General features: G+C 72.6%; 18 protein-coding genes and 1 rRNA gene. 6 read left to right on the top strand and 13 right to left on the bottom strand.

The window, feature by feature from the left end:
- The 3 genes from ACIPW5_RS19515 to dapA form a co-directional block, all read right to left on the bottom strand.
- Positions 1-84 (bottom strand): 16S ribosomal RNA (locus ACIPW5_RS19515); the annotation flags it as partial.
- Positions 85-700: 616 nt separating this feature from the next.
- Positions 701-2,386, bottom strand: a complete 1,686-nt coding sequence (locus ACIPW5_RS19520; RefSeq protein ID WP_401246216.1) for a ribonuclease J — start codon at positions 2,384-2,386, stop codon at positions 701-703.
- Between the two features lie 113 nt (positions 2,387-2,499).
- Entirely contained in the window at positions 2,500-3,399 is a 900-nt protein-coding gene (gene dapA, locus ACIPW5_RS19525; RefSeq protein ID WP_401246219.1) for a 4-hydroxy-tetrahydrodipicolinate synthase, read from the bottom strand.
- Positions 3,400-3,883: 484 nt separating this feature from the next.
- Here dapA and ACIPW5_RS19530 point away from each other — a divergent pair, with 484 nt between their 5' ends.
- Entirely contained in the window at positions 3,884-4,135 is a 252-nt protein-coding gene (locus tag ACIPW5_RS19530) for a hypothetical protein (protein ID WP_401246222.1), read from the top strand.
- A 48-nt stretch (positions 4,136-4,183) separates the two neighbouring features.
- Complete coding sequence (locus ACIPW5_RS19535) at positions 4,184-4,735, top strand: PH domain-containing protein (protein ID WP_401246225.1); 552 nt, start codon at positions 4,184-4,186, stop codon at positions 4,733-4,735.
- A 65-nt stretch (positions 4,736-4,800) separates the two neighbouring features.
- Here ACIPW5_RS19535 and ACIPW5_RS19540 read toward each other — a convergent pair whose 3' ends face one another.
- The 6 genes from ACIPW5_RS19540 to eccD all read right to left on the bottom strand — a co-directional run bounded on the left by ACIPW5_RS19540 (position 4,801) and on the right by eccD (position 11,856).
- A complete protein-coding gene (locus tag ACIPW5_RS19540; RefSeq protein WP_401246228.1) occupies positions 4,801-5,250 on the bottom strand; it encodes a hypothetical protein in 450 nt (149 codons plus the stop codon).
- Positions 5,251-5,266: 16 nt separating this feature from the next.
- On the bottom strand, positions 5,267-6,019 hold the full coding sequence (dapB, locus tag ACIPW5_RS19545; RefSeq protein WP_401246231.1) for a 4-hydroxy-tetrahydrodipicolinate reductase: 753 nt from the start codon (positions 6,017-6,019) through the stop codon (positions 5,267-5,269).
- A 31-nt stretch (positions 6,020-6,050) separates the two neighbouring features.
- On the bottom strand, positions 6,051-7,430 hold the full coding sequence (locus tag ACIPW5_RS19550; RefSeq protein WP_401246234.1) for a M16 family metallopeptidase: 1,380 nt from the start codon (positions 7,428-7,430) through the stop codon (positions 6,051-6,053).
- Entirely contained in the window at positions 7,427-9,646 is a 2,220-nt protein-coding gene (locus tag ACIPW5_RS19555; protein ID WP_285346230.1) for a polyribonucleotide nucleotidyltransferase, read from the bottom strand. The genes ACIPW5_RS19550 and ACIPW5_RS19555 overlap by 4 nt, the downstream gene beginning before the upstream one ends.
- Positions 9,647-9,933: 287 nt before the next feature.
- Entirely contained in the window at positions 9,934-10,221 is a 288-nt protein-coding gene (gene rpsO / locus ACIPW5_RS19560; protein ID WP_007266917.1) for a 30S ribosomal protein S15, read from the bottom strand.
- 171 nt (positions 10,222-10,392) lie between these two features.
- A complete protein-coding gene (eccD, locus tag ACIPW5_RS19565) occupies positions 10,393-11,856 on the bottom strand; it encodes a type VII secretion integral membrane protein EccD (RefSeq protein ID WP_401246238.1) in 1,464 nt (487 codons plus the stop codon).
- A gap of 188 nt (positions 11,857-12,044) precedes the next feature.
- On the opposite strand from eccD, the gene eccCa reads away from it, so the two are divergent.
- Together eccCa and ACIPW5_RS19575 are read left to right on the top strand one after the other, a co-directional pair.
- Positions 12,045-15,998, top strand: a complete 3,954-nt coding sequence (eccCa, locus tag ACIPW5_RS19570; protein ID WP_401246240.1) for a type VII secretion protein EccCa — start codon at positions 12,045-12,047, stop codon at positions 15,996-15,998.
- A gap of 138 nt (positions 15,999-16,136) precedes the next feature.
- Positions 16,137-16,370 carry a DUF397 domain-containing protein gene (locus ACIPW5_RS19575; protein ID WP_401246242.1) on the top strand — a complete coding sequence of 78 codons (234 nt, stop codon included), beginning with the start codon at positions 16,137-16,139 and terminating at the stop codon, positions 16,368-16,370.
- Between the two features lie 72 nt (positions 16,371-16,442).
- Here ACIPW5_RS19575 and ACIPW5_RS19580 read toward each other — a convergent pair whose 3' ends face one another.
- The 4 genes from ACIPW5_RS19580 to eccB form a co-directional block, all read right to left on the bottom strand.
- Positions 16,443-16,754, bottom strand: a complete 312-nt coding sequence (locus ACIPW5_RS19580; RefSeq protein WP_401246245.1) for a WXG100 family type VII secretion target — start codon at positions 16,752-16,754, stop codon at positions 16,443-16,445.
- Between the two features lie 43 nt (positions 16,755-16,797).
- Positions 16,798-17,151, bottom strand: coding sequence for a WXG100 family type VII secretion target (locus ACIPW5_RS19585; RefSeq protein WP_401246248.1), 354 nt, complete (start codon positions 17,149-17,151; stop codon positions 16,798-16,800).
- A gap of 150 nt (positions 17,152-17,301) precedes the next feature.
- Complete coding sequence (gene mycP / locus ACIPW5_RS19590; protein WP_401246251.1) at positions 17,302-18,516, bottom strand: type VII secretion-associated serine protease mycosin; 1,215 nt, start codon at positions 18,514-18,516, stop codon at positions 17,302-17,304.
- Between the two features lie 11 nt (positions 18,517-18,527).
- Positions 18,528-20,102, bottom strand: coding sequence for a type VII secretion protein EccB (eccB, locus tag ACIPW5_RS19595; RefSeq protein ID WP_401246253.1), 1,575 nt, complete (start codon positions 20,100-20,102; stop codon positions 18,528-18,530).
- A gap of 157 nt (positions 20,103-20,259) precedes the next feature.
- On the opposite strand from eccB, the gene eccE reads away from it, so the two are divergent.
- Together eccE and ACIPW5_RS19605 are read left to right on the top strand one after the other, a co-directional pair.
- Entirely contained in the window at positions 20,260-21,534 is a 1,275-nt protein-coding gene (eccE, locus tag ACIPW5_RS19600; RefSeq protein ID WP_401246256.1) for a type VII secretion protein EccE, read from the top strand.
- A complete protein-coding gene (locus tag ACIPW5_RS19605) occupies positions 21,531-22,247 on the top strand; it encodes a hypothetical protein (protein ID WP_401246259.1) in 717 nt (238 codons plus the stop codon). Before eccE ends, ACIPW5_RS19605 begins: the two co-directional genes overlap by 4 nt.
- Positions 22,248-22,286 lie beyond the last annotated feature (39 nt).

The following is a 22,286-nucleotide window of genomic DNA, read 5'->3' on the forward strand; positions in this document are numbered from 1 at the left end:
CCCCGAAGGGCTTCATCGTTCGACTTGCATGTGTTAAGCACGCCGCCAGCGTTCGTCCTGAGCCAGGATCAAACTCTCCATGAATGTTTACCGGTAATCCGGTGCACACGCACGAAAGAGCGGGTCAGCCTTGGTCGGAATATGACCGACTGACCACAACGTCCTCGCTGTGTTGTTGCCTGCAAGCATCACCCGAAGGCGACCTCACAGGTCTTTTTCAAAGGAACCTCATCCACCGGAGTGGACGGGGTATCAACTTCTGGCGTTGATTTTTGGCACGCTGTTGAGTTCTCAAGGAACGGACGCTTCCTTTGTACTCACCCTCTCGGGCTTTCCTCCGGGCTTTCGTTCTTGCGATTCAGACTCTATCAGAGTCTTTCTCGCTTGCTTTCCAGGTCCTTCGCTTTCGCGCTTTCCCTTTCCGGCGGTTCCGACTCTATCAGATCCTTTTCCTTGTCGTTTCCGACTCGGTTTCGAATTCCGATGGCCTTCGGGGGGCCTTTCCCTTTCGGGTGGATCAGACTTTATCAGGTTTCCCTGAGTGCTGATTGCCACCCGCTCGCACACGGCAACGGGCACACGTGTGTGCCCGGTTCCTTGCGAGGTGGAGACGTAAACGTACTGGAGCGGGGCCCCCGGACGCAAATCCGGTTGCCCCGCTCCAGTGGGGTCGCTACGTACGCGCAGGCGTACGCCGAGGTCAGACCTCGACCACGACCGGGAGGATCATCGGGCGGCGGCGGTAGCTGTCCGACACCCACTTGCCCATGGTCCGGCGGATGAGCTGCTGGATCTGGTGCGGTTCGGCGACGCCGTCGGCCGCGGCGCGGGCGATGGCTTCCTCGATCTTCGCGCTGACCGGGCCGAAGGCCGAGTCCTCGATGCCGGAACCGCGGGCCTGGATGTTCGGGCCGCTGACGACCTTGCCCGTGGTGCTGTCGACCACGACGTAGACCGAGATGATGCCCTCGTCGCCGAGGATGCGGCGGTCCTTGAGGGAGGCCTCGGTGACGTCGCCGACCGAGAGGCCGTCCACGTACACGTAGCCGGCCTGGACCTTGCCGGAGATCCGGGCCTTGCCGTCGATCAGGTCGACGACCACGCCGTCCTCGGCGATGACGATGCGGTCCTTCGGGACGCCCGTCATGGCACCGAGCTCGGCGTTGGCGCGCAGGTGGCGCCATTCGCCGTGGACCGGCATCAGGTTCCGCGGCTTGCAGATGTTGTAGAAGTACAGCAGCTCGCCGGCGGAGGCGTGGCCGGAGACGTGCACCTTGGCGTTGCCCTTGTGCACGACGTTGGCGCCCCAGCGGGTCAGGCCGTTGATCACGCGGTAGACCGCGTTCTCGTTGCCCGGGATCAGGGACGACGCCAGGATCACGGTGTCGCCGGGGACGATCCGGATCTGGTGGTCGCGGTTGGCCATGCGGGACAGGGCCGCCATCGGCTCGCCCTGGGAGCCCGTGCAGACCAGCACGACCTCGTCGTCCGGCAGGTCGTCGAGGGTCTTGACGTCGACGATCAGGCCGGCCGGCACCCGCAGGTAGCCCAGGTCACGGGCGATGCCCATGTTCCGGACCATCGAGCGGCCGACGAACGCGACACGGCGGCCGTACTCGTGGGCGGCGTCGAGGATCTGCTGGATGCGGTGCACGTGGCTCGCGAACGAGGCCACGATGATCCGCTTCTGGGCACCCGCGAAGACTCCGCGGATGGCGTTGGAGATGTCGCGCTCCGGCGGGACGAAGCCCGGGACCTCGGCGTTCGTCGAGTCCGAGAGGAGGAGGTCGATGCCCTCTTCGCTCAGACGCGCGAAGGCGTGCAGGTCGGTGAGGCGGTTGTCCAGCGGGAGCTGGTCCATCTTGAAGTCGCCGGTGGCGACGACGAGACCCGCGTCCGTGCGGATCGCGACGGCCAGGGCGTCCGGGATGGAGTGGTTGACGGCGATGAACTCGCAGTCGAAGGGGCCCAGGTTTTCGCGCTCGCCCTCCTTCACCTCGAGGGTGTAGGGGCGGATGCGGTGCTCCTGGAGCTTCGCCTCGATGAGGGCGAGGGTCAGCTTGGAGCCGATCAGCGGGATGTCCGGCTTCTCGCGGAGAAGGTACGGAACGGCGCCGATGTGGTCCTCGTGGCCGTGGGTGAGGACGATGCCCTCGATGTCGTCGAGCCGGTCCCGGATGGACGTGAAGTCCGGCAGGATCAGGTCGATGCCCGGCTGCTCCTCCTCGGGGAAGAGCACGCCGCAGTCGACGATCAGCAGACGGCCGTCGAACTCGAAGACGGTCATGTTGCGGCCGATCTCGCCGAGGCCGCCCAGCGGGGTGACCCGGAGGCCGCCCTTGGGGAGCTTCGGCGGCGGGCCGAGTTCAGGGTGCGGATGGCTCAAAGGTTCTCCTTCACCACGCGCGCCACGTACCCCTGAGGCACGTGGCGCGCATGTCATTCGTGCACTTGCTTTCGTCTGTTTCGTTCTTGCTTATTCAGTTGTGAAGTCTGTTGTCAGAGCTGTACCCCGCCCGCGGCAAGATCGATCTTGAGCTGCGCGGTCTCTTCGTCGGTCAGGCCGACGAGGGGGAGGCGCAGCGGGCCGGCGGGCAGGCCCTGGAGGGACAGGGCCTTCTTCGTGGTCATCACGCCCTGGGTACGGAACATACCCGTGAAGACCGGGAGCAGCTTCTGGTGGATCTCGGTGGCCTTCTGGACGTCGCCGCCGGCGTGGGCCTCCAGCATCGCGCGCAGCTCGGGGGTGACCACGTGGCTGACGACGGAGACGAAGCCGACGGCGCCGACCGACAGGAGCGGCAGGTTCAGCATGTCGTCGCCGGAGTACCAGGCCAGGCCGCTCTGGGCGATGGCCCAGCTGGCGCGGCCGAGGTCGCCCTTGGCGTCCTTGTTGGCGACGATGCGGGGGTGCTCGGCGAGCCTGACCAGGGTCTCGGTGTTGATCGGGACACCGCTGCGGCCGGGGATGTCGTAGAGCATGACCGGCAGCCCGGTGGCGTCGGCGATGGCCGTGAAGTGCTGGAAGAGCCCTTCCTGCGGCGGCTTGCTGTAGTAGGGCGTCACGGCGAGGAGGCCGTGGGCCCCGGTGCGCTCGGCCTGGCGGGCGAGCTCCAGGGTGTGGCGGGTGTCGTTGGTGCCGATGCCGGCGACGACGTGGGCGCGGTCGCCGACCGCTTCGAGTACGGCTCGTACGAGGTCGCTTTTCTCCGCGTCGGTGGTGGTGGGCGACTCACCGGTGGTGCCGTTGATGATCAGGCCGTCGTTGCCTGCGTCCACCAGGTGGACGGCGAGACGCTGCGCGCCGTCGAGGTCAAGTGCGCCATCCGCCGTGAACGGCGTGATCATGGCGGTGAGGACCCGCCCGAAGGGGGTCTGCGGAGTCGAGATCGGAGCCATGGGTAACACGCTACTCGCTGCCATGCTCGCGGTGTCCCCTCGGGGGACGTCAACAGGCGGTGCCGCCCGGCGGGAGCCGGGAGGTGTTGGATCCCGGCACTGCCTGCTCGGGGGTTCAAGCAGTGCCGGGTCCGTTTGATCAGCCTAGATGAACTTTCCGAAACGCCGCAATACGGACACTTGGGACTTGCCCCCGTACATGCGTACGCCACGCGTGCATCAGCCCTTACGGGGCAACGCGGTCACCGGTGCCGAAGGCCGTACGGATCGGGCGCACGGATCGGCCGCACGGGCTCCGCCCGGCGCCGCGCCACCGCCCCCGCCCTCCCGTGGGGCCCGCGCCGAGCTGACGGGGCGCCATGAATTTTGGCTAATGTCCCGAAATTCGGCACCGATGGGGCCGTTCGTTCGTCTCTCCAGGTGAGAGCACACCATCCGTCAGAACCCGGGCCCAGAGCCCCCGATCACGAGGAGAGCCGACACTGTGTTTCGCCGGCGCGAACCCGTCCCCTTCGCCTTCGTCGCCGAGGCCGAACGATTCCGTAGCAACGTCACTCCGCCGCCGCGCGAGAGTCTGAGCGTCGCCCAGCTCACCGCCCGTAGTCTGGTCGGACTGACCGTGGCGGCGGGACTCGTGGGCTCACTGCTCTTCGGCATACCCGCACTGCAGCCCTACCAGGCGTCCGACCGGCCCGCGGGGACGGCGCAGCAATCAGAGGTGTCCGGGGGGCGGTAGCCTCTCGGGCACAGCCCAACCGAACGTGCATGTGAGTGAGGTCCTGCCGTGCCCCTGCCCTTCTTGACGGCCGACGGCGTCTTCGACGCACACGAAGACGAAGCCCTCCCCCATGTGGACCCCGAGCGCTGGCGGCGCCCCTACCGGCCCGGCCCCTGGCGGGTCGCCGGTGCGTCGGTACTGCTGCTGATCTCCGCGTTCATGCTGCTGGCCACCGTGATCATCGCCTTCGCGGGCACCTGGGCGGGCGCGGGCGTCGCCCTGGCCGCCTCGCTGGCCGTGGTCGGCTCCGCGCTGCGGATCCTGCGCACGGGTGTCTGGGTGAGCCCCTCCGGGCTGCGCCGGGTCGGGTTCTTCGGGACCCGCTCGGTCGCCTGGAGCCAGGTCGAGAAGGTGCACCGGGTCCAGCAGCCGGTGCGCTGGCTGGGACTGCCGCGGACGGTGCAGGGTCAGGCCCTGACGGTCGCCGCGCGGGGCAAGGAGGAGTCGGTGCTGCTGACCGACCACAGCGCCGACTTCCTCTCCCGGGACGAGGCCTTCGACCGGGCCGCCGGCCGGGTCGAGGCGTGGGCCGAGGAGTACCGCGGCGTGCCCGCCTGACGGCGGCGCAACAGCACGAGGGCCCGTACGGGGATCGTCCTGTACGGGCCCTTCCGTGTGCCCGTCTACGCGGCTGCGTGCGCCTGGTGCAGGGCGATGGCCCGCTGCATGGCCTTGCGCGCCCGCGGGGTGTCGCGGGCGTCGTGGTAGGCGACGGCGAGGCGGAACCAGGTGCGCCAGTCCCCCGGCGCGTCCTCGGTCTCGGCCTTGCGGCGTGCGAAGACCTCGTCCGCGGAGTCCCGCAGGATCCGGCCGTACTGGTCCCGTGCCAGCTCGTCGACGGGCAGTCCGCCCTCGGCCTCCAGCTCGGCGGCGAGCTGGTTGGCCCGGGTGACGAAGCGGGTGTTCATCCAGAGGAACCAGATGCCGATGACCGGCAGGATCAGCACGGCCGCACCGAAGGTGACGGTGAGCCAGGTGCCCTGCTCGATGAGCAGCAGGCCCCGGCTGCCGACCAGGACGAAGTAGACGACCAGGACGGCGGCCGTGACGAGGTAGGTGATCTTCGCGCGCATGGGTGTTACTGCCTCATCAGCCGAGGTCGAGGAAGTTTTCCAGGCCGAAGGTGAGGCCCGGGGTCTGCGTCACGCGGCGGGCGCCGAGCAGGATGCCCGGCATGAAGCTGCTGTGGTGCAGGGAGTCGTGACGGATGGTCAGGGTCTCGCCCTCGCCGCCGAGCAGCACCTCCTGGTGGGCCAGCAGGCCGCGCAGGCGGATGGCGTGCACGGGGACTCCGTCGACGTCGGCGCCGCGGGCGCCGTCGAGGGCCGTGGCGGTGGCGTCGGGCTGGGCGCCAAGGCCGGCCTCGGCACGGGCGGCCGCGATGAGCTGGGCCGTGCGGGTCGCGGTACCGGAGGGGGCGTCGACCTTCTTCGGGTGGTGCAGCTCGACGACCTCGACGGATTCGAAGTAGCGGGCGGCCTGGACGGCGAACTTCATGGTGAGGACGGCGCCGATGGAGAAGTTCGGGGCGATGAGCACACCGGTCTCCGGGGAGGCGGCGAGCCAGGTGTTCAGCCGGGCGAGGCGGTCCTCGTTCCAGCCGGTGGTGCCGACCACGGCGTGGATGCCGTGGCCGACGAGGAACTCCAGGTTCCCCATGACCGAGTCGGGGGTGGTCAGCTCGACGGCGACCTGGGCACCCGCCTCGGCCACCGCCTCCAGCTTGTCGCCCCGTCCGAGGGCCGCCACCAGCTCCATGTCCTCGGCGGCCTCGACCGCCTTGACCGCCTCGGAGCCGATGCGGCCCCGGGCGCCGAGGACTGCCACGCGCAGCTTGCTCATTGTTGCTTCCTTAGGGTGCGTGCGTACGGGTCTAGGCGACCGCTTCGTCGAGTCGGGCGGCCTGCTTCTCCTTGAGCGGGCCGATCACCGCCAGCGAGGGCCGCTGGGCCAGTACATCGCGGGCGACCGCGCGGACCTCGTCCGGGGTCACCTCGGCGATCCGGGCCAGCATGTCGTCGACGGACATCTGGTCGCCCCAGCACAGCTCGCTCTTGCCGATCCGGTTCATGATCGCGCCGGTGTCCTCCAGGCCGAGGACGGTGGAGCCGGAAAGCTGGCCGATGGCGCGCCGGATCTCCTCGTCGGTGAGGCCTTCGGAGGCGACGGTGTCGAGCTCCTGGCGGCAGATCCGCAGCACGTCGTGGACCTGGCTGGGCCGGCAGCCGGCGTAGACGCCGAAGAGGCCGGTGTCGGCGAAGGCCGAGGTGTACGAGTACACGCTGTAGGCCAGGCCGCGCTTCTCGCGGACCTCCTGGAAGAGCCGGGAGGACATGCCGCCGCCGAGGGCGGTGTTCAGCACACCGAGGGCCCAGCGGCGCTCGTCGGTCCGGGAGATGCCGGGCATGCCGAGGACCACGTGGGCCTGCTCGGTCTTGCGGTTCACCAGGTCGACGCGGCCGGCGGTGCGGATCCGCTTGGTGCCGGTGCGCGGGCCGAGCGGCACGGCGTCGGTGTGCTTCAGGGCGCCGGCCTTCTCGAAGGCGGCGCGGACCTGGCGCACGACCTTGTTGTGGTCGACGTTGCCGGCGGCGGCCACGACCAGGCGGGTCGGGTCGTAGTGCTTCTTCCAGAAGCGGCGGATCCGGTCGGCGCCGAGTGCGTTGATGGTGTCGACGGTGCCGAGGACGGGGCGGCCGAGCGGCGAGTCCCCGTACATGGTCTGGGCGAACAGGTCGTGGACCATGTCGCCCGGGTCGTCCTCGGTCATCGCGATCTCTTCGAGGATGACCCCGCGCTCGGCGTCGACGTCCTCCTCGCGGATCAGCGAGCCGGTGAGCATGTCGCAGACCACGTCGATGGCCAGCGGCAGGTCCGTGTCGAGGACCCGCGCGTAGTAGCAGGTGTACTCCTTCGCCGTGAAGGCGTTCATCTCGCCGCCGACCGCGTCGATCGCGGAGGAGATGTCGAGGGCGCTGCGCTGGGCGGTGCCCTTGAAGAGGAGGTGTTCCAGGTAGTGGGTGGCGCCGTTGAGAGCGGGCGTCTCGTCGCGCGAGCCCACGTTGGCCCAGATGCCGAAGGTGGCGGAGCGGACGGAGGGCAGCGTCTCGGTGACGATGCGCAGCCCGCCGGGCAGGACCGTGCGCCGGACGGTGCCGATGCCGTTCTGGCCCTTGAGGAGAGTTTGGGTACGGGCGACGGCCCGCCCCTCGGAGGAGGGGCGGGCCGTCACACGGGAACTACGCGACGTCACTTGTCGGAGTCGTCCTTGTCGGCCTCAGCGGCGTCCTCGCCCTCGATCACGGGGACGAGGGAGAGCTTGCCGCGCTGGTCGATCTCGGCGATCTCGACCTGCACCTTGGTGCCGACCGCGAGCACGTCCTCGACGTTCTCCACGCGCTTGCCACCGGCGAGCTTGCGGATCTGCGAGATGTGCAGCAGGCCGTCCTTGCCGGGCATCAGGGAGACGAAGGCACCGAAGGTGGTGGTCTTGACGACCGTACCCAGGTAGCGCTCGCCGACCTCCGGCATGGTCGGGTTGGCGATCGCGTTGATCGTGGAGCGGGCGGCCTCGGCGGCCGGGCCGTCGGCGGCACCGATGTAGATGGTGCCGTCGTCCTCGATCGTGATCTCGGCGCCGGTGTCCTCCTGGATCTGGTTGATCATCTTGCCCTTGGGGCCGATGACCTCGCCGATCTTGTCCACGGGGATCTTGACGGTGATGATCCGCGGGGCGTTCGGGGACATCTCGTCCGGCGTGTCGATCGCTTCCATCATCACGTCGAGGATGTGGAGGCGGGCGTCGCGGGCCTGGGTCAGGGCCGCGGCCAGGACGGAGGCCGGGATGCCGTCGAGCTTGGTGTCGAGCTGGAGGGCGGTGACGAACTCCTTGGTGCCGGCGACCTTGAAGTCCATGTCGCCGAAGGCGTCCTCCGCACCGAGGATGTCGGTGAGGGCGACGTAGTGCGTCTTGCCGTCGATCTCCTGGGAGATCAGGCCCATGGCGATGCCGGCGACGGGGGCCTTGAGGGGCACACCGGCGTTCAGCAGCGACATGGTGGAGGCGCAGACCGAGCCCATGGACGTCGAACCGTTGGAGCCGAGGGCCTCGGACACCTGGCGGATCGCGTAGGGGAACTCCTCGCGGGTCGGGAGGACCGGCACGATCGCGCGCTCGGCGAGCGCGCCGTGGCCGATCTCGCGGCGCTTCGGGGAGCCGACGCGGCCGGTCTCGCCGACGGAGTACGGCGGGAAGTTGTAGTTGTGCATGTAGCGCTTGCGGGTCACCGGGGAGAGGGTGTCCAGCTGCTGCTCCATGCGGAGCATGTTGAGGGTGGTGACGCCCAGGATCTGGGTCTCGCCACGCTCGAACAGCGCCGAGCCGTGCACGCGCGGGATGGCCTCGACCTCGGCGGCCAGGGTGCGGATGTCGGTCAGGCCACGGCCGTCGATGCGGACCTTGTCCTTGATGACGCGCTCGCGCACCAGGGCCTTGGTCAGGCTGCGGTAGGCGGCGGAGATCTCCTTCTCGCGGCCCTCGAAGGCCGGGAGGAGCTTCTCGGCGGCGATCTCCTTGACGCGGTCCAGCTCGGCCTCGCGGTCCTGCTTGCCCGCGATGGTCAGCGCCTGGGAGAGCTCGCCCTTGACGGCGGCCGCGAGGGCCTCGTACACGTCGTCCTGGTAGTCCAGGAAGACCGGGAACTCGCCCTCGGGCTTGGCGGCCTTGGCGGCCAGGTCGGCCTGGGCCTTGCAGAGGACCTTGATGAACGGCTTCGCGGCCTCGAGGCCGGAGGCGACGATCTCCTCGGTCGGCGCCTCGGCGCCGCCCTTGACGAGGGCGATGGTCTGCTCGGTGGCCTCGGCCTCGACCATCATGATCGCGACGTCGCCGTCTTCGAGGGTGCGGCCCGCGACGACCATGTCGAAGACGGCGTCCTCGAGCTCGGTGTGCGTCGGGAAGGCGACCCACTGGCCGCGGATCAGCGCGACGCGGACGCCGCCGATCGGGCCGGAGAAGGGCAGGCCGGCCAGCTGGGTGGACGCGGACGCGGCGTTGATCGCGATGACGTCGTACAGGTGGTCCGGGTTGAGCGCCATGACGGTGGCGACGACCTGGATCTCGTTGCGCAGGCCCTTCTTGAAGGACGGGCGCAGCGGGCGGTCGATCAGGCGGCAGGTGAGGATCGCGTCCTCGGAGGGGCGGCCCTCGCGGCGGAAGAACGAGCCGGGGATCTTGCCGGCCGCGTACTGGCGCTCCTCGACGTCCACCGTGAGGGGGAAGAAGTCGAGCTGGTCCTTGGGCTTCTTCGACGCGGTGGTCGCGGAGAGGACCATCGTGTCGTCGTCCAGGTAGGCAACGGCGGAGCCGGCGGCCTGGCGGGCGAGGCGGCCCGTCTCGAAGCGGATGGTGCGGGTGCCGAAGGAGCCGTTGTCGATGACGGCCTCGGCGTAGTGGGTCTCGTTCTCCACTAGCGTTTTCTCCATTTTCGTCGTCTCCGTCCGCCACCCGTGTGGTGGTGGACGGTTGCGGAGAAGCGCTCCTGGCGTGCGGGCCGGTCTTCGATCGAAGCACCCGGGTCTCGGCCCCTCCGACGGGGCTTTCCGGATGCCACTACCGAGGACCGGCGGCGTAGGGAGGGCGCTCCTCCTCTTCGGTTGTGCGCTGTGTCCCAGACTACAAAGCGTCGGGTAGGTCGCGCACGTACAGCAAAGGGAGCGGCCCCATCGGTGTGGGAACCGCTCCCTTCACAGCGTGCTTACTTGGCGCCGGCCGCACCGCGGCGGATGCCGAGGCGCTCGACCAGCGTACGGAAGCGCTGGATGTCCTTCTTGGCCAGGTACTGCAGCAGGCGGCGGCGCTGGCCGACCAGGATCAGCAGACCACGGCGGGAGTGGTGGTCGTGCTTGTGGGTCTTGAGGTGCTCGGTCAGGTCCGAGATGCGGCGGGACAGCATCGCGACCTGGACCTCGGGAGAGCCGGTGTCGCCCTCCTTGGCACCGAATTCGGCGATGATCTGCTTCTTCGTAGCGGCGTCGAGCGGCACGCTTACTCCTCGTTTTGGTCTTCGTGGCCACCGAGTGCCCCAGGTCGAATTCTCTGGGGAGCTTCCGTAACTCGGGAGGCGAGGTCCGCTGGGCGCTGTCTCCAGAGGTCTCCGGGGACGCGTACACAAACGGCCGTCACACAGCGTACCAGGCTGCCGGGTCCCGGCGTCTCAGCTGGTGAGAGACCGGGCGCGGCCGTACACGTCGAGCACCGCCAGGGCCAGCGGGACCAGGCTGAGCAGGACCGCGGCCTCGGTGAGGTCGAGCAGCCTTCCCCAGAAGGGTGACAGGCCCTTGCCGGGGATGACAAGCGAGATTCCCACGAGGAGGGCGGCTCCGGCGGCGACGGCGGCCGACAGCCAAACCGTGCGTTCGAACACCAGACCGACCGGCGTGTGGAGGGCCAGCCCCAGGACCAGCAGGCCGACCGCGGCCAGGCCGGCGGCCAGGGCGCAGACCACCTGGGAGGTGTAGCGGAAGAGGCGGGCGCGCAGCAGCATCGCCAGGCCGGTGGCCAGGGCCAGCAGGCGGGCCCAGGTGCCGTCGGAGAAACCGAGGACGGCGGCGGCCGCGACGGAGGCCGCGGCGCACCCCCCGACGAGGCCGAGCAGCATCTCGTGCCCCCGCCGGGCCCGGGCGGCGATGGCCCCTGCGTCGAGCGGGGCCGCCTGCCGGCCGGCGGCGCCCGGGTCGGCGTGCGGGGCGGCGTCGTGGCCGTCCGGGGCCTCGTACCCCGGGGCCGCGCTCTGCGGGGCGGCGTACCCGATGGGCAGCCGGGCGAAGCGGGCGGACAGGGCGGGCAGGAAGGCGACGAGCCCGATGGCGACGGGGGCGCACACGGCGGCCGCGGCCGTGGCGGAGGCGTCGGCGGCGAGGGCACCGAAGGCGGCCAGGGTCCCGACGGCCGCGAGGAAGGTGGCGGCGACGAAGGGGGCGTCCCCGTCCGGGGTGAGCGCGACCAGGGCGACGAAGGCGACCAGGACGCAGGCGCAGCCGAGCAGGAACTGCAGCCGGCCGGGTCCCTGGCCGGCACCGGCGGCGACCGTGCCGGAGCCGGCGATCAGCAGGTGCGGCAGGGCGCCGAGGCCGAGGGCGACGGCGGAGCCCCGGTCGCGGTAGACGCGGGCGCGCACCCCGGCGGCGGCGGTGAGCAGCAGGCCGACGGCCCCGGCGACGGTCCCGGGGAGGCCGTGCATGTCGTGCCGGACGGGGTCGGCGTACCAAAGGACGAGGCCGAGCAGGACGAGCAGCAGCACCGCGCCGGCCAGGCCCGCGCCGCGCAGCATGTCCTCGCTCCAGCGGTGGCGGTCGCGCACGACGGCGGAGGCGACGGCGTCGGAGACGTCGTCGAAGACGGCCGGGGGCAGGGACTCGGCGAAGGGGCGCAGGCTGAGCACCTCGCCGTCCAGGACCTGCTGGGCGGCGAGGGTGCGGGCGCCGTCGAGGACGGCGCCGGAGCGGCGGACCAGGTGGAAGCCGGTGGGGGCGCCGACGGGCTGGGTCTGGCCGGTGAGGCGCAGCAGTTCGGGGCAGACGTCGGCGACGGCGATGTCCTCGGGGAGGGCCACGTCGATGCGGCTGTCCGGGGCCACGACGGTGACCCGGCAGAAACCGGTCGTCTCGGCGGTACTCACCTGGGTGACCCCCAGACGGGCGTGGAGCGGGCGGGGAGCGGCGTCACCGTACCCCGGGGGCGGGCCGCCGGGCCGCGAGTAGGATCGCCGTCCGCGTCGGGCGCGGGGTGCGGAAGTGTCCCCCGGTGTCCGGGACTTGGGCGGTCCGGCTGCGGCGGCCCGCCCGTTCTCGAGGGATGGGTGCTCCGGTGAGCCAGATCGTCGTCAAACGCCCGCCCCGGTCGCTGCCGCCCGGGGTTCCCTCGGACGAGTTACGGCTGGAGGCGCCGCCGGAACTCCCGCGGGGGCAGCAGGAGGGCCTGCTGATGCAACTCCTGCCGATGCTGGGCATGGGCTCCTCGGTCGTCTTCTTCTTCGTGCCGGGCTCGGCGCCGTTCATGCGGATCATGGGCGCGCTGATGCTGGTGTCGACGGTGGGCATGGTCATCGCCCAGCTGGTGCGCCACCGGCGCGGTACGCAGGGGCAGATGGCCGATGCGCGGCGGGACTACCTCGCGTACCTGGCACGGACGCGCCGCCGGGTGCGGCGCACCGCGCGGGCGCAGCGCGACGCCCAGCTGTACCTGCACCCCGCGCCCGAGCAGCTGTGGTCGGTGGTGGCCGAGGGCTCGCGGCTGTGGGAGCGGCGGGTCGGCGACCCGGACTTCGGGCAGGCCCGGCTGGGGCTGGGCGCGCAGCGGCTCGCGACCCCGCTGGTGGCTCCGGACACGGCCCCGGTGGACGAGCTTGAGCCGCTGGCGGCGGGGGCGATGCAGCGGTTCCTGAAGGTGCACTCCTCGCTGGACGGGCTGCCGGTGGCGGTGTCGATCCGGGCGTTCTACCACGTGACGGTGTCCGGGGAGGCGGAGTCGGCGCGGGGTGCGGCGCGGGCGATGGTGGCGCAGCTGGCGACGCTGCACTCCCCCGAGGACCTGGTGGTGGCGGTGGTGGTCGCGCCGGGGGCGGTGCCGTCGTGGGACTGGGTGAAGTGGCTGCCGCACGCGCAGGTGCCGGGGCAGGTCGACGGGGCCGGTACGAAGCGGCTGTTCGGCGACGACCTGGGTGAGCTGGAGGGGCTGCTGGGGTCCCGGCTGGAGGGCCGCCCGCGGTTCGGCCGGGACGTGCCGCCGGTGCTGGACCGGCCGCACCTGGTGGTGGTGCTGGACGGCGGGCTGGTGCCGCCGGACTCGGTGTTCGCGGCGGCCGAGGGCCTGCAGGGCGTGACCGTCGTCGAGGTGGTCGCGGGGGAGCTCGACGAGCCGAGGGGCGGGCTGTCGGTCGTGGTGGGGCCGGGCCGGCTGCGGCTGGAGTCGGGCGCGGGGGTCGTCTACGAGGGCGTGCCGGACACCCTGTCGCTGCCGGCGGCGGAGGCGCTGGCCCGGCAGCTGGCACCGCTGCGCACGGGCGGCGGGGACGAGGACGAGCCGCTGCTGGCGAACCTGGACTTCACCGACCTGCTGAACCTGGGCGACGCGGCCTCGGTCGACGTGTCCCGCACCTGGCGGCCGCGGTCGGCCGGGGAGCGGCTGCGGGTGCCCATCGGGGTGGGCGAGGACGGCACGCCGGTGATGCTGGACCTGAAGGAGGCCGCGCAGGAGGGCATGGGCCCGCACGGGCTGTGCGTGGGCGCGACCGGTTCGGGCAAGTCGGAGCTGCTGCGCACGCTGGTCCTGGGGCTGGCGGTGACGCACACCTCGGAGACGCTGAACTTCGTCCTCGCCGACTTCAAGGGCGGTGCCACGTTCACCGGTATGGGGCGGATGCCGCACGTCGCGGCGGTGATCACCAACCTGGCGGACGACCTGACCCTCGTCGACCGGATGGGCGACTCGATCCGCGGCGAACTCCAGCGCCGGCAGGAGCTGCTGCGCTCGGCCGGCAACTACGCGAACGTCCACGACTACGAGAAGGCGCGCGCGGCGGGCGCCCCGCTGGAGCCGCTGGCCTCGCTGGTGCTGGTCATCGACGAGTTCTCGGAGCTGCTGACCGCGAAGCCCGACTTCATCGACATGTTCGTCCAGATCGGCCGGATCGGCCGCTCGCTGGGCGTGCACCTGCTGCTGGCCTCGCAGCGGCTGGAGGAGGGCAGGCTGCGCGGCCTGGACACGTACCTGTCGTACCGGATCGGCCTGCGGACCTTCTCGGCGTCGGAGTCGCGGACGGCGATCGGGGTGCCGGACGCGTACCACCTGCCGTCGGTGCCCGGTTCGGGCTACCTGAAGTCCGGTACGGACGAGATGACCCGCTTCAAGGCGGCGTACGTCTCGGGCGTCCACCGCGCGGGCGGGCCGGACCCGTCGGCGGGCCCGTTCCCGGTGGAGCGCCGCCCGGTGCTGTTCACGGCGGCTCCGGTGCCGGTGGTGTACGCGGCTCCGGACCCGGTGCACCCGGTGGAGCGCGCGGAGCGGCCGGACGACGCACTGGCGGACACGGTGCTCGACGTGATCGTGGGCCGGCTGGAGGGACAGGGCGTGCCCGCGCACCAGGTGTGGCTGCCGCCGCTGGACCGGGCGCCGTCCCTGGACCAGCTGCTGCCGGCGCCGGTGCCGTCGGCGGAGCGCGGGCTGCACGCGGAGGGGTACACGCGGCCGGGCGGGCTGGTGGTGCCGCTCGGGCTGGTCGACAAGCCGTTCGAGCAGCGGCGCGAGGTGCTGTACCGGGACTTCTCGGGTGCGTCGGGCCACATGATGGTGGTGGGCGGGCCGCAGTCGGGGAAGTCGACGCTGATGCGGACGCTGATCTGCTCGTTCGCGCTGACGCACACCCCGCGCGAGGTGCAGTTCTACGGGCTGGACTTCGGTGGCGGCGGGCTGTCCGCGGTGGCGGACCTGCCGCACGTGGGCGGGATCGCCTCCCGGCTGGATCCGGATCGGGTACGGCGCACGGTGGCGGAGGTGGCGGGGATCCTGGCCCGCCGCGAGGAGTTCTTCCGGGCGAACGGCATCGACTCCGTCGGCACCTACCGGCGTCGGCGCGCGGCGGGCGGGCTGCCGGGCGAGGCGTGGGGGGACGTGTTCCTGGTCGTCGACGGCTGGGGCGGGTTCCGCGGCGAGTACGAGGGCCTGGAGCCGGTGGTGACGGACATCGCGGCGCGCGGGCTCGGCTACGGCATCCACGTGGTGGTCACGGCGGCCCGGTACATGGAGGTGCGGGCGGCCCTGAAGGACCAGCTGCTGGGGCGGCTGGAGCTGCGGCTCGGCGACGTGATGGACTCCGAGTTCGACCGGCGGGTGGCGGCGAACGTGCCGCCGGGGATGCCGGGACGCGGCCAGGTGCCGGAGAAGCTGCACTTCCTGGGGGCGCTGCCGCGGATCGACGGGGCGCACGACGTGGAGAGCCTCTCGGAGGGCACGCGGGAGTTCACGGCGGCGGTGCGGTCGGCCTGGGCCGGCCCCTCCGCTCCCGGGGTGCGGCTGCTGCCGCGGCTGCTGCACGCGGACCGGCTGCCCAAGGGCGGGGAGTTTCCGGAGCGCGGGATCGCGATCGGCATCGACGAGACGGCTCTGGAGCCGGTGTTCGTGGACTTCGAGAGCGACCCCTTCTTCCTGGTGTTCGGCGAGAGCGAGTCGGGCAAGACGAACCTGCTGCGGCTGATCGCGCAGCAGATCGCCGGACGGTACCGCCCGGACCGGGCCAAGCTGGTCGTCGGCGACTACCGGCGCGGGCTGCTGGGGGCGCTGCCCGAGGAGCACCTGCTGGAGTACGCGCCGATGGCGGGTTCCCTCCAGATGCACATGGAGGCGCTGGTCGGGGTGTTCTCGCGCAGGCAGCCGCCGGCGGACGTCACCCCGCAGCAGCTGCGGGACCGCAGCTGGTGGACGGGTCCGGACGTGTTCATCGTGATCGACGACTACGACCTGGTCGCCACGAGCCGGGGGAACCCGCTGGCGCAGCTGGTGGAGTTCCTGCCGTTCGCCCGGGACACCGGGGTCCGGTTCGTCATCGCGCGCAGTTCGGCGGGGGCGTCACGGGCGATGTACGAGCCGTTCCTGCAGCGGATCAAGGAGCTGGGGGCGCAGGGCGTCGTCCTGTCGGGCGATCCCTCCGAGGGCGACCTGCTGGGCACCGTCCGCTCCCGCCCGATGCCCCCGGGCCGGGGGCACTACGTATCGCGCCGGCGCGGCACCTCACTGGTCCAGCTGGGGCGGCTGCCGGGACGGTAGGGGGCCGGGGCCGCGGGGAGGGGCCCGGTCCGGGGTGTCTCGGCCATCGGGGGAAAGGGCTCCCCCGGCGGCCGCGTTCCGCCGATAATCGGCAGCGAAGACCGAGCAGCACCGCACGACCGACGGGAAGGGCCGCACATGGGCACCCAGCAGGAGAAGGACGAGCTGTACGCGCTCGACATCAGCGACGTCGAGTGGCAGGGGCCGCCCGGGACCAGCCCGGACGAGGAGCGGGTGGAGATCGCCAGGCTGCCCGAAGGCGCGGTGGCGATGCGCTCCTCCCTGGACCGCGACACGGTGCTGCGCTACACGGCGGCCGAGTGGGAGGCCTTCGTGCTCGGGGCCCGGGACGGGGAGTTCGACCTCACCTGAGGCCGTGGCCCGGGTACGGCGAAGGGGGCGCGTCCTGTGCGGGGTGCGCCCCCTTCGGCATGCCGGACGGGCTCAGAAGGCCTCCGTGAACAGGCGCGAGGCCTTCACGTCGGTGGCGCGGTAGTCGCCCTTGCCGCGCTCGATGAGCCGGGCGACGCCCTCCAGCTGCTTCTGCATGTGGTCGGCGCGGCCGTGGTACTTCTTCTGGAGGTCGAGGTAGGCGGCGTGCGCCTCGCCGTCCCAGGTGTCGGTGACGACCTTGACGGCCGACTCCATGTCCTCCAGGTCCTTGAGGATGTTCCTGGAGACGACGCGGATGCGGTCCGCCATCTGCTGGACGCTCTCGTACCGGACCCGGGTGTGGCCGTGTTCGCTGCCTGCCATGTCCTTGCTCCTTCGGGCGGGGGTGTGCCGGGCGACGCGGGCGTCAGAGGTGTTCGAGGCCCGAGCGGGCGCCGCCCGCGGAGGCGGCCGCGGAGCGGGGGTTGATGGCGTTGAACGCCGTGTGCACGTCCGCGTCCTGCGCGTTGGTGAGGTTCTTCGTCTGGTTGACGGCGTCGTGCAGGACCCTGAGCAGCCGGCGGATCTCGTCGTGGTCGAGGTTGAGGTCCGACTGGGCCTTCCTGAAGCCGTCGGCGCCGACACCGGTCCAGCCCGCGTGGACGGTGGCGAGGATGTCGGCCAGCTCGCGGGCTTGGGTGGTGACGGCGGCGGCCGTCTCGGAGATCTTGTCGGCCGCCTTGACGACCGGATCGTCCGCGAGTCCGAAAGTGTTGGTCATCCGAAGCTCCTCACTTCTCACGCCCCCGGCAGGACCGCCGGGCTGCGGGGCGGAGCGGCTTCCGGGCGCGCCCGTGCACTCCGTGCGCACCGGAGTTCCCGCTCCGCTTCACCCGGATCCACGATCACGGTCGTGAAGCCCGGCGTCACTCTAGCCAGTTCGGCCGCCGCCGCGGGCGTCGCGCAGCACCCTCGCGGTCCCGGCAACGACGGCGACGAGCACGCCCGTGATCCCGAGCGCGTACGTGCCGATCCGCTCGTCGCGCTCCCGGGCGGTCTCCGACACCGGGAGGGCGGCGGGCTGCGGTGCGGCCGCCGGCGGCGGGCCGGGGTCGGGGACGGGCGGCTCGGGGGGCCCGTCGTCCTGGGTGACGGCCCGCACCGGGTCCACGACACCCCATCCGACGTAGTCGTCACGGCCCTTGACGGAGCGTTCGGCGGTGTTCTGGATCTGCCAGACCACCTCCTGCGGGGTCCACTGCGGATGCGCGGCCACCAGCAGGGCGGCGACGCCGGCGACGTAGGGGGCGGAGAAGCTGGTGCCGTTGTCGATGCACTGGCCGAAGCCGGGGACGGTGGAGACCATGTCGACGCCGGGGGCGGCGACCCCGATGAAGTCGCCGGGCTGGGAGAAGTCGGCCCGTTCGTTGTTGCGGTCGGAGGAGGCCACGGCGAGGACCCCGGGGAAGGCCGCCGGATAGGTGCGGCGCTTGTGCCCGCGCAGTCCGTCGTTGCCGGCCGAGGCGACGACCACGGCCCGGGCGGCGAGGGCCCGCCGGACGGCCCGGCCCAGTTCGGAATCCGGGGTCAGCGGGGCGTCGGTGTCCTGGGAGATGTTGATGACCCTGGCCCCCTTGGCGACGGCGTGGTCGACGGCCCGGGCGAGGGTGGCGACCGCGTTGCCGGTGGCCCGTCCGTCGTTCTGCCGGATGGGGATGACGGTGGCCCCGGGGGCGAGGCCGACGAAGCCGGTGCCCTGCCGGGGGCGGGCCGCGATCAGCCCGGCGACCTTGGTCCCGTGCCCGACGGTGTCGTGGGTGCCGTCGCCGCCCTCGGGGGCGACGAAGTCCCGGCCGGCGCCGGTGTCGAGGGCGCCGGCGAGCTGCGGGTTGGCGCGGTCCACGCCGGTGTCGATGACGGCGACGCGTACCCCCTCGCCCTTGCCGCGGGCCCACAGGGCCTCCAGCACGACCCGCTGGAGGGCCCAGGGCCGGTCGGCGATCTGCTCCTTCATGGGGAAGGTGCACTCGCCCGACCCGTCCGGGGCGAGCGGGTACGGGGACCGCGGCGCGGGCGGCGCCGCACCGCCCAGGGCGGCCAGGGCGAGGACGGCGGCCGCCAGGGCCGCGCGGGAGGACTGCGACACGACCGGCTCCCTTACGAACCCTGCGGCTGACGGGCCGAGTTGGTGTCCAGGCGGGGCCCCTTGGAGAGGAACTCCGACCAGGCGATCGGCACCACGGCGGGCACGACCCTGCCGTAGCCGAGCCGTACCTGCGCCTGGCTGGGCTCGGGCCGGCCGTCGCCGGCGGCACCCGCCGCGTGCGGTCCGGGGGCGCCGATGGCCGACTGCCGGGCGTCGCTGTCGCCGTTGGCCTGGACCGCGTACCGCAGGCCGGTGTCGGTGACCAGGAACAGGGCGCCGGCCCCGTCGGCCGGCCGGCCCCGGACCTGGGTGTAGAGCAGGCCCGTGCCGGGGGTGACGTACGCGCCGGTGCCGCCGGCGGTGATGTCGACGGGGAAGCCGGTGCCGGCCCAGGTGCTCAGCGTCTGCCCGCCCCGGCCGTCGACGGAGCGCAGGACGCTGCACACCGTGTCGCGCCGTTCGCCGGTGTTCGCGGCACCGGGGACGTCCGCGACCCGGTTGACCTGGGTGCCGCGGCGGCGGGGCCACCTGGCGTCCTCCCCGAAGGGGGGCGCGTCCGGGTTCAGGGCCTTCAGGTCGGTCTCGCGGGCCTTGCCGTGCATGTTGAGGCCCGCGGCGGCCGGCGCGTGGACCAGCAGCCAGGCGACGAACTCCGAGACCGGGGCGATCCGGTCCGGCAGCACGACGTAGTACTGCGTGCCGAGGCCGGTCTGCGCGGTCAGCACCGTGCCGACCCCGGCGTCGGCGCCGCCCGGGGCGGAGGTCCGCGCCCCGGGGGTGCCGGGGACCTGCGGGAAGCCCAGCTCGTCGCCGGGGTTCAGGGTGGCCAGCCACTCCTCGGTCACCGGCTGCGGGGTGGCGCCGGTGCCGACCAGGGCCGTGGTCAGGGTCCCGGAGTCCGGGCGCCCCTCGGGGAAGCGGTACTTCGTGCCGGCCGCGTCGACGAGGAAGCGCTCCTCGGCCCCGCCGGTGCTCCGTACGTACAGCACCTGGGTGTCGGTGGTGCGGTTCCCGTCGTCCGTCAGGCCCGCCTCCCGGTCGGCGAGGACGAAGGCGGCGGTCTGCACGCCCCGGCCGTTGCCGCCGGGCTGCTGGCAGACGGCCCAGCGCTTGGGCCGGGCCGCGTCGGCCTCGGCGGGCAGCCGGTCGGGGGCGTAGGGGATGCCGATGACGGGGCCGCGCGGGGGCCTGCCCGCGTCCAGGACCCTGTCCTCCACCTGGACGACCTTGGACGTGCGCGGGTCGAGCAGCAGCCGCGCCGAGGCGAGGTTCAGCACGGGGTGCAGCCGGGTCCGGTCCTTGCCGTTCACCTTCGTGGTCAGGACCACGTACCGGGTCGTCGACTGCTTGCCGACGACGACCACCGCTCCGGGCTCGTCCCACCCCTTGGGGGCCTGCGGCCGGAACATGCCCCAGGCTCCGAAGCCCGCGACGAGGAGCGCGCCGGTCACCACGCCGGGCAGGACCGCGCGCAGCGGGCGGGGCGCGCCCTCCTCGGTGCCGGTGGCGGAGGGCTGGAGGAACGCGGCCACGGTGCGCCGCTTCGCAAAGGTGTACGCGTTGAGCTCGTCGCGTCGGGATGCCATGACCGCCTGCTCCTCCCCGCACGGACCGGCCGGTGGGGCCGCTCTCCGGGCCTTGGTTGTCGGACCGGGCACCTACTATGCCTCTTGACGGAGGGTCGGCAGGTGCAGGGTGAGCCGTGACTCCCGCGCTTGACGCACGAGTTGGGGAGGTGTGCGCGTGAGGGCCCGTACGACGGCGCCGCGGGCTGCCGCGGCCGCACCCGCACGCGGCGGGGTCGCGCTGCGTCCGATGCCGGGTCCGGGCCGGTTCGGTCCGTTCCGACTGCAACAGCTCGTGCTCCTCCAGCTCGCGGCCGCCGCGCTGCTCGTGTCCTGGGTGGTGCGGCCACTGCTGCTGGTGCCCGCGGGCGTCCTGGCGGTGGCGCTGGCCCTGCTCGCCCTCGTCCGCCGCCGCCGGCGCTCCCTGCCCGAGTGGATCGGCGGCGCGCTCGCCCTGCGGGCCAGGCGGCGCGGGGCGGCCGCCCGCACCGTGCCGGCGGGCACCGAACCGGGGCTCGCGCCGCTGGTCGAGGCCGATCCGGCGCTGCGGACCACGTCCTTCGGCGACCGCGACCGGCGGCCCGTCGGCCTGGTCGGCGACGGGACGTTCCTGACGGCCGTGGTCCAGGTCGACGCGGACGCCACCGCGCTGCGGCCCGACCGTGCGGAGCGGCCGCTGCCGCTGTCCCTGGTCCGGGACGCCCTCGAAGTGGACGGCATCCGGCTGGAGTCGGCGCAGCTGGTGCAGCACACCCAGCCCGCCCCGGCACCGCACCTGCCGGCCCGCTCGACGGCCGCCCTCAACTACGCGCCCCTGCAGGCCCTCACGGGCGCCCCGGCCGTACGGCTGACGTGGATCGCGCTCAAGCTCGACCCGGAACGGTGCCCAGAGGCGGTCGCCGCGCGCGGCGGCGGGCTCGCGGGGGCGCAGCGCTGCGTGGTGCGGGTCGCCGACCAGCTGGCCGGCCGGCTGGCCGGGGCCGGGTTCCGGGCCACCCTGCTCACGGAGCAGGAGCTGACGGGCGCGCTGGCCACCTCCTCGTGCGCGAACCCGATGGCGATCACCCGGGCGGGGCGTTCGGCGGGCACCGGGCGGCGCACGGAGGAGACCCCGCGGACCTGGCGCTGCGACGACCGGCGCCACACCACGTACTGGATGGGCCGCTGGCCCCTGCTGGGCGGGACGGGTGCCGGGCTGCCGCAGTTCGCGGCGCTGCTCACCTCGCTGCCCGCGCTGGCGACCAACTTCAGCCTGACGATGGCCCCGGCGGGGCGCCACGGCGTGGCCCTGACCGGGTACGTGCGGATCACCGGGCGCAGCGACGAGGAACTGGCCGCCGCCCGGCGGGAGCTGGAGCGGACGGCGCGGGGCGTACGGGCCGGGCTGGTGCGGCTCGACCGGGAACAGGTGCCGGGGCTGCTGGCCTCGCTGCCGCTGGGAGGTGCGCGATGAGGGGCCCGGCCCGGGTCCGGGGCGGTTTCGGGCTGATCGGACCGCGCCGGGAACCGCACGTGGTCGCGGCGGCCGACCTGGACGCGCTGGCGCTGCCCGTCGGGGACGACGGGGTCGTCATCGGCGTGGACGCCGATGGGCGGCCGGCGGTGCTCGGCGTGAACCGGCCCACCCCGTACGAGGTCACGCTGGTCGGCGGCCTGTGGACGGCCCAGGTGCTGGCCCTGCGCACGGCCGCGACCGGGGCTCGGGTCGCGGTGGAGACCGGGCGGGCCCCCGTCTGGTCCGGGCTGGCCCGGGCGGCCGGCGGCGGGCAGCCGTGCGTGACCCTGCACGACGTGGGCCGGGTCCCGCCGCAGGGCGCCTCGGCGGGCAGCCCCGTGCTGGTGGTGCGGGACTGCGGGATGCGGCCGCCGCGCGGGCGGGTGGTGGCGGGGCCGTGGCAGTCGGTGCTGACCCTGCTGCCGTACCTGAGCCCGGCGGCGCCCCTGCTGCTGCGGAACTCCGCCCTCGTCGGCGTGCAGCGGGTGTCCCCGGACGAGGCGGAGCGGGTGGGCGCGCTGATGCGGCTGCCGGGGGCGGCGGTCGAGTCGCTGCCGACCCTGGGGGACGGGGTGACGCTGTGGTGCACGCCGCGGGACCGGACGTTCGTGATGACGCAGGGGACGGAAGCGGAGACCGAACTGCTGGGGGCGGCCCGGCGCATCGACTGACGCGCCGTTCGCGGCGCGTGCGGGATGACGGTTGCCCGG

It is taken from the genome of Streptomyces sp. NPDC090077, assembly GCF_044747545.1.
Taxonomy (GTDB): Bacteria; Actinomycetota; Actinomycetes; order Streptomycetales; family Streptomycetaceae; genus Streptomyces.

Bases quoted from the DNA above. Each gene is read 5' to 3' on its own strand.
- ACIPW5_RS19580 (WP_401246245.1), bottom strand. From the start codon at position 16,754: ATGGCAGGCAGCGAACACGGCCACACCCGGGTCCGGTACGAGAGCGTC.
- dapA (WP_401246219.1), bottom strand. From the start codon at position 3,399: ATGGCTCCGATCTCGACTCCGCAGACCCCCTTCGGGCGGGTCCTCACC.
- ACIPW5_RS19585 (WP_401246248.1), bottom strand. From the start codon at position 17,151: ATGACCAACACTTTCGGACTCGCGGACGATCCGGTCGTCAAGGCGGCC.
- eccB (WP_401246253.1), bottom strand. From the start codon at position 20,102: ATGGCATCCCGACGCGACGAGCTCAACGCGTACACCTTTGCGAAGCGG.
- ACIPW5_RS19540 (WP_401246228.1), bottom strand. From the start codon at position 5,250: ATGCGCGCGAAGATCACCTACCTCGTCACGGCCGCCGTCCTGGTCGTC.
- ACIPW5_RS19575 (WP_401246242.1), top strand. From the start codon at position 16,137: ATGGGCACCCAGCAGGAGAAGGACGAGCTGTACGCGCTCGACATCAGC.
- dapB (WP_401246231.1), bottom strand. From the start codon at position 6,019: ATGAGCAAGCTGCGCGTGGCAGTCCTCGGCGCCCGGGGCCGCATCGGC.
- ACIPW5_RS19605 (WP_401246259.1), top strand. From the start codon at position 21,531: ATGAGGGGCCCGGCCCGGGTCCGGGGCGGTTTCGGGCTGATCGGACCG.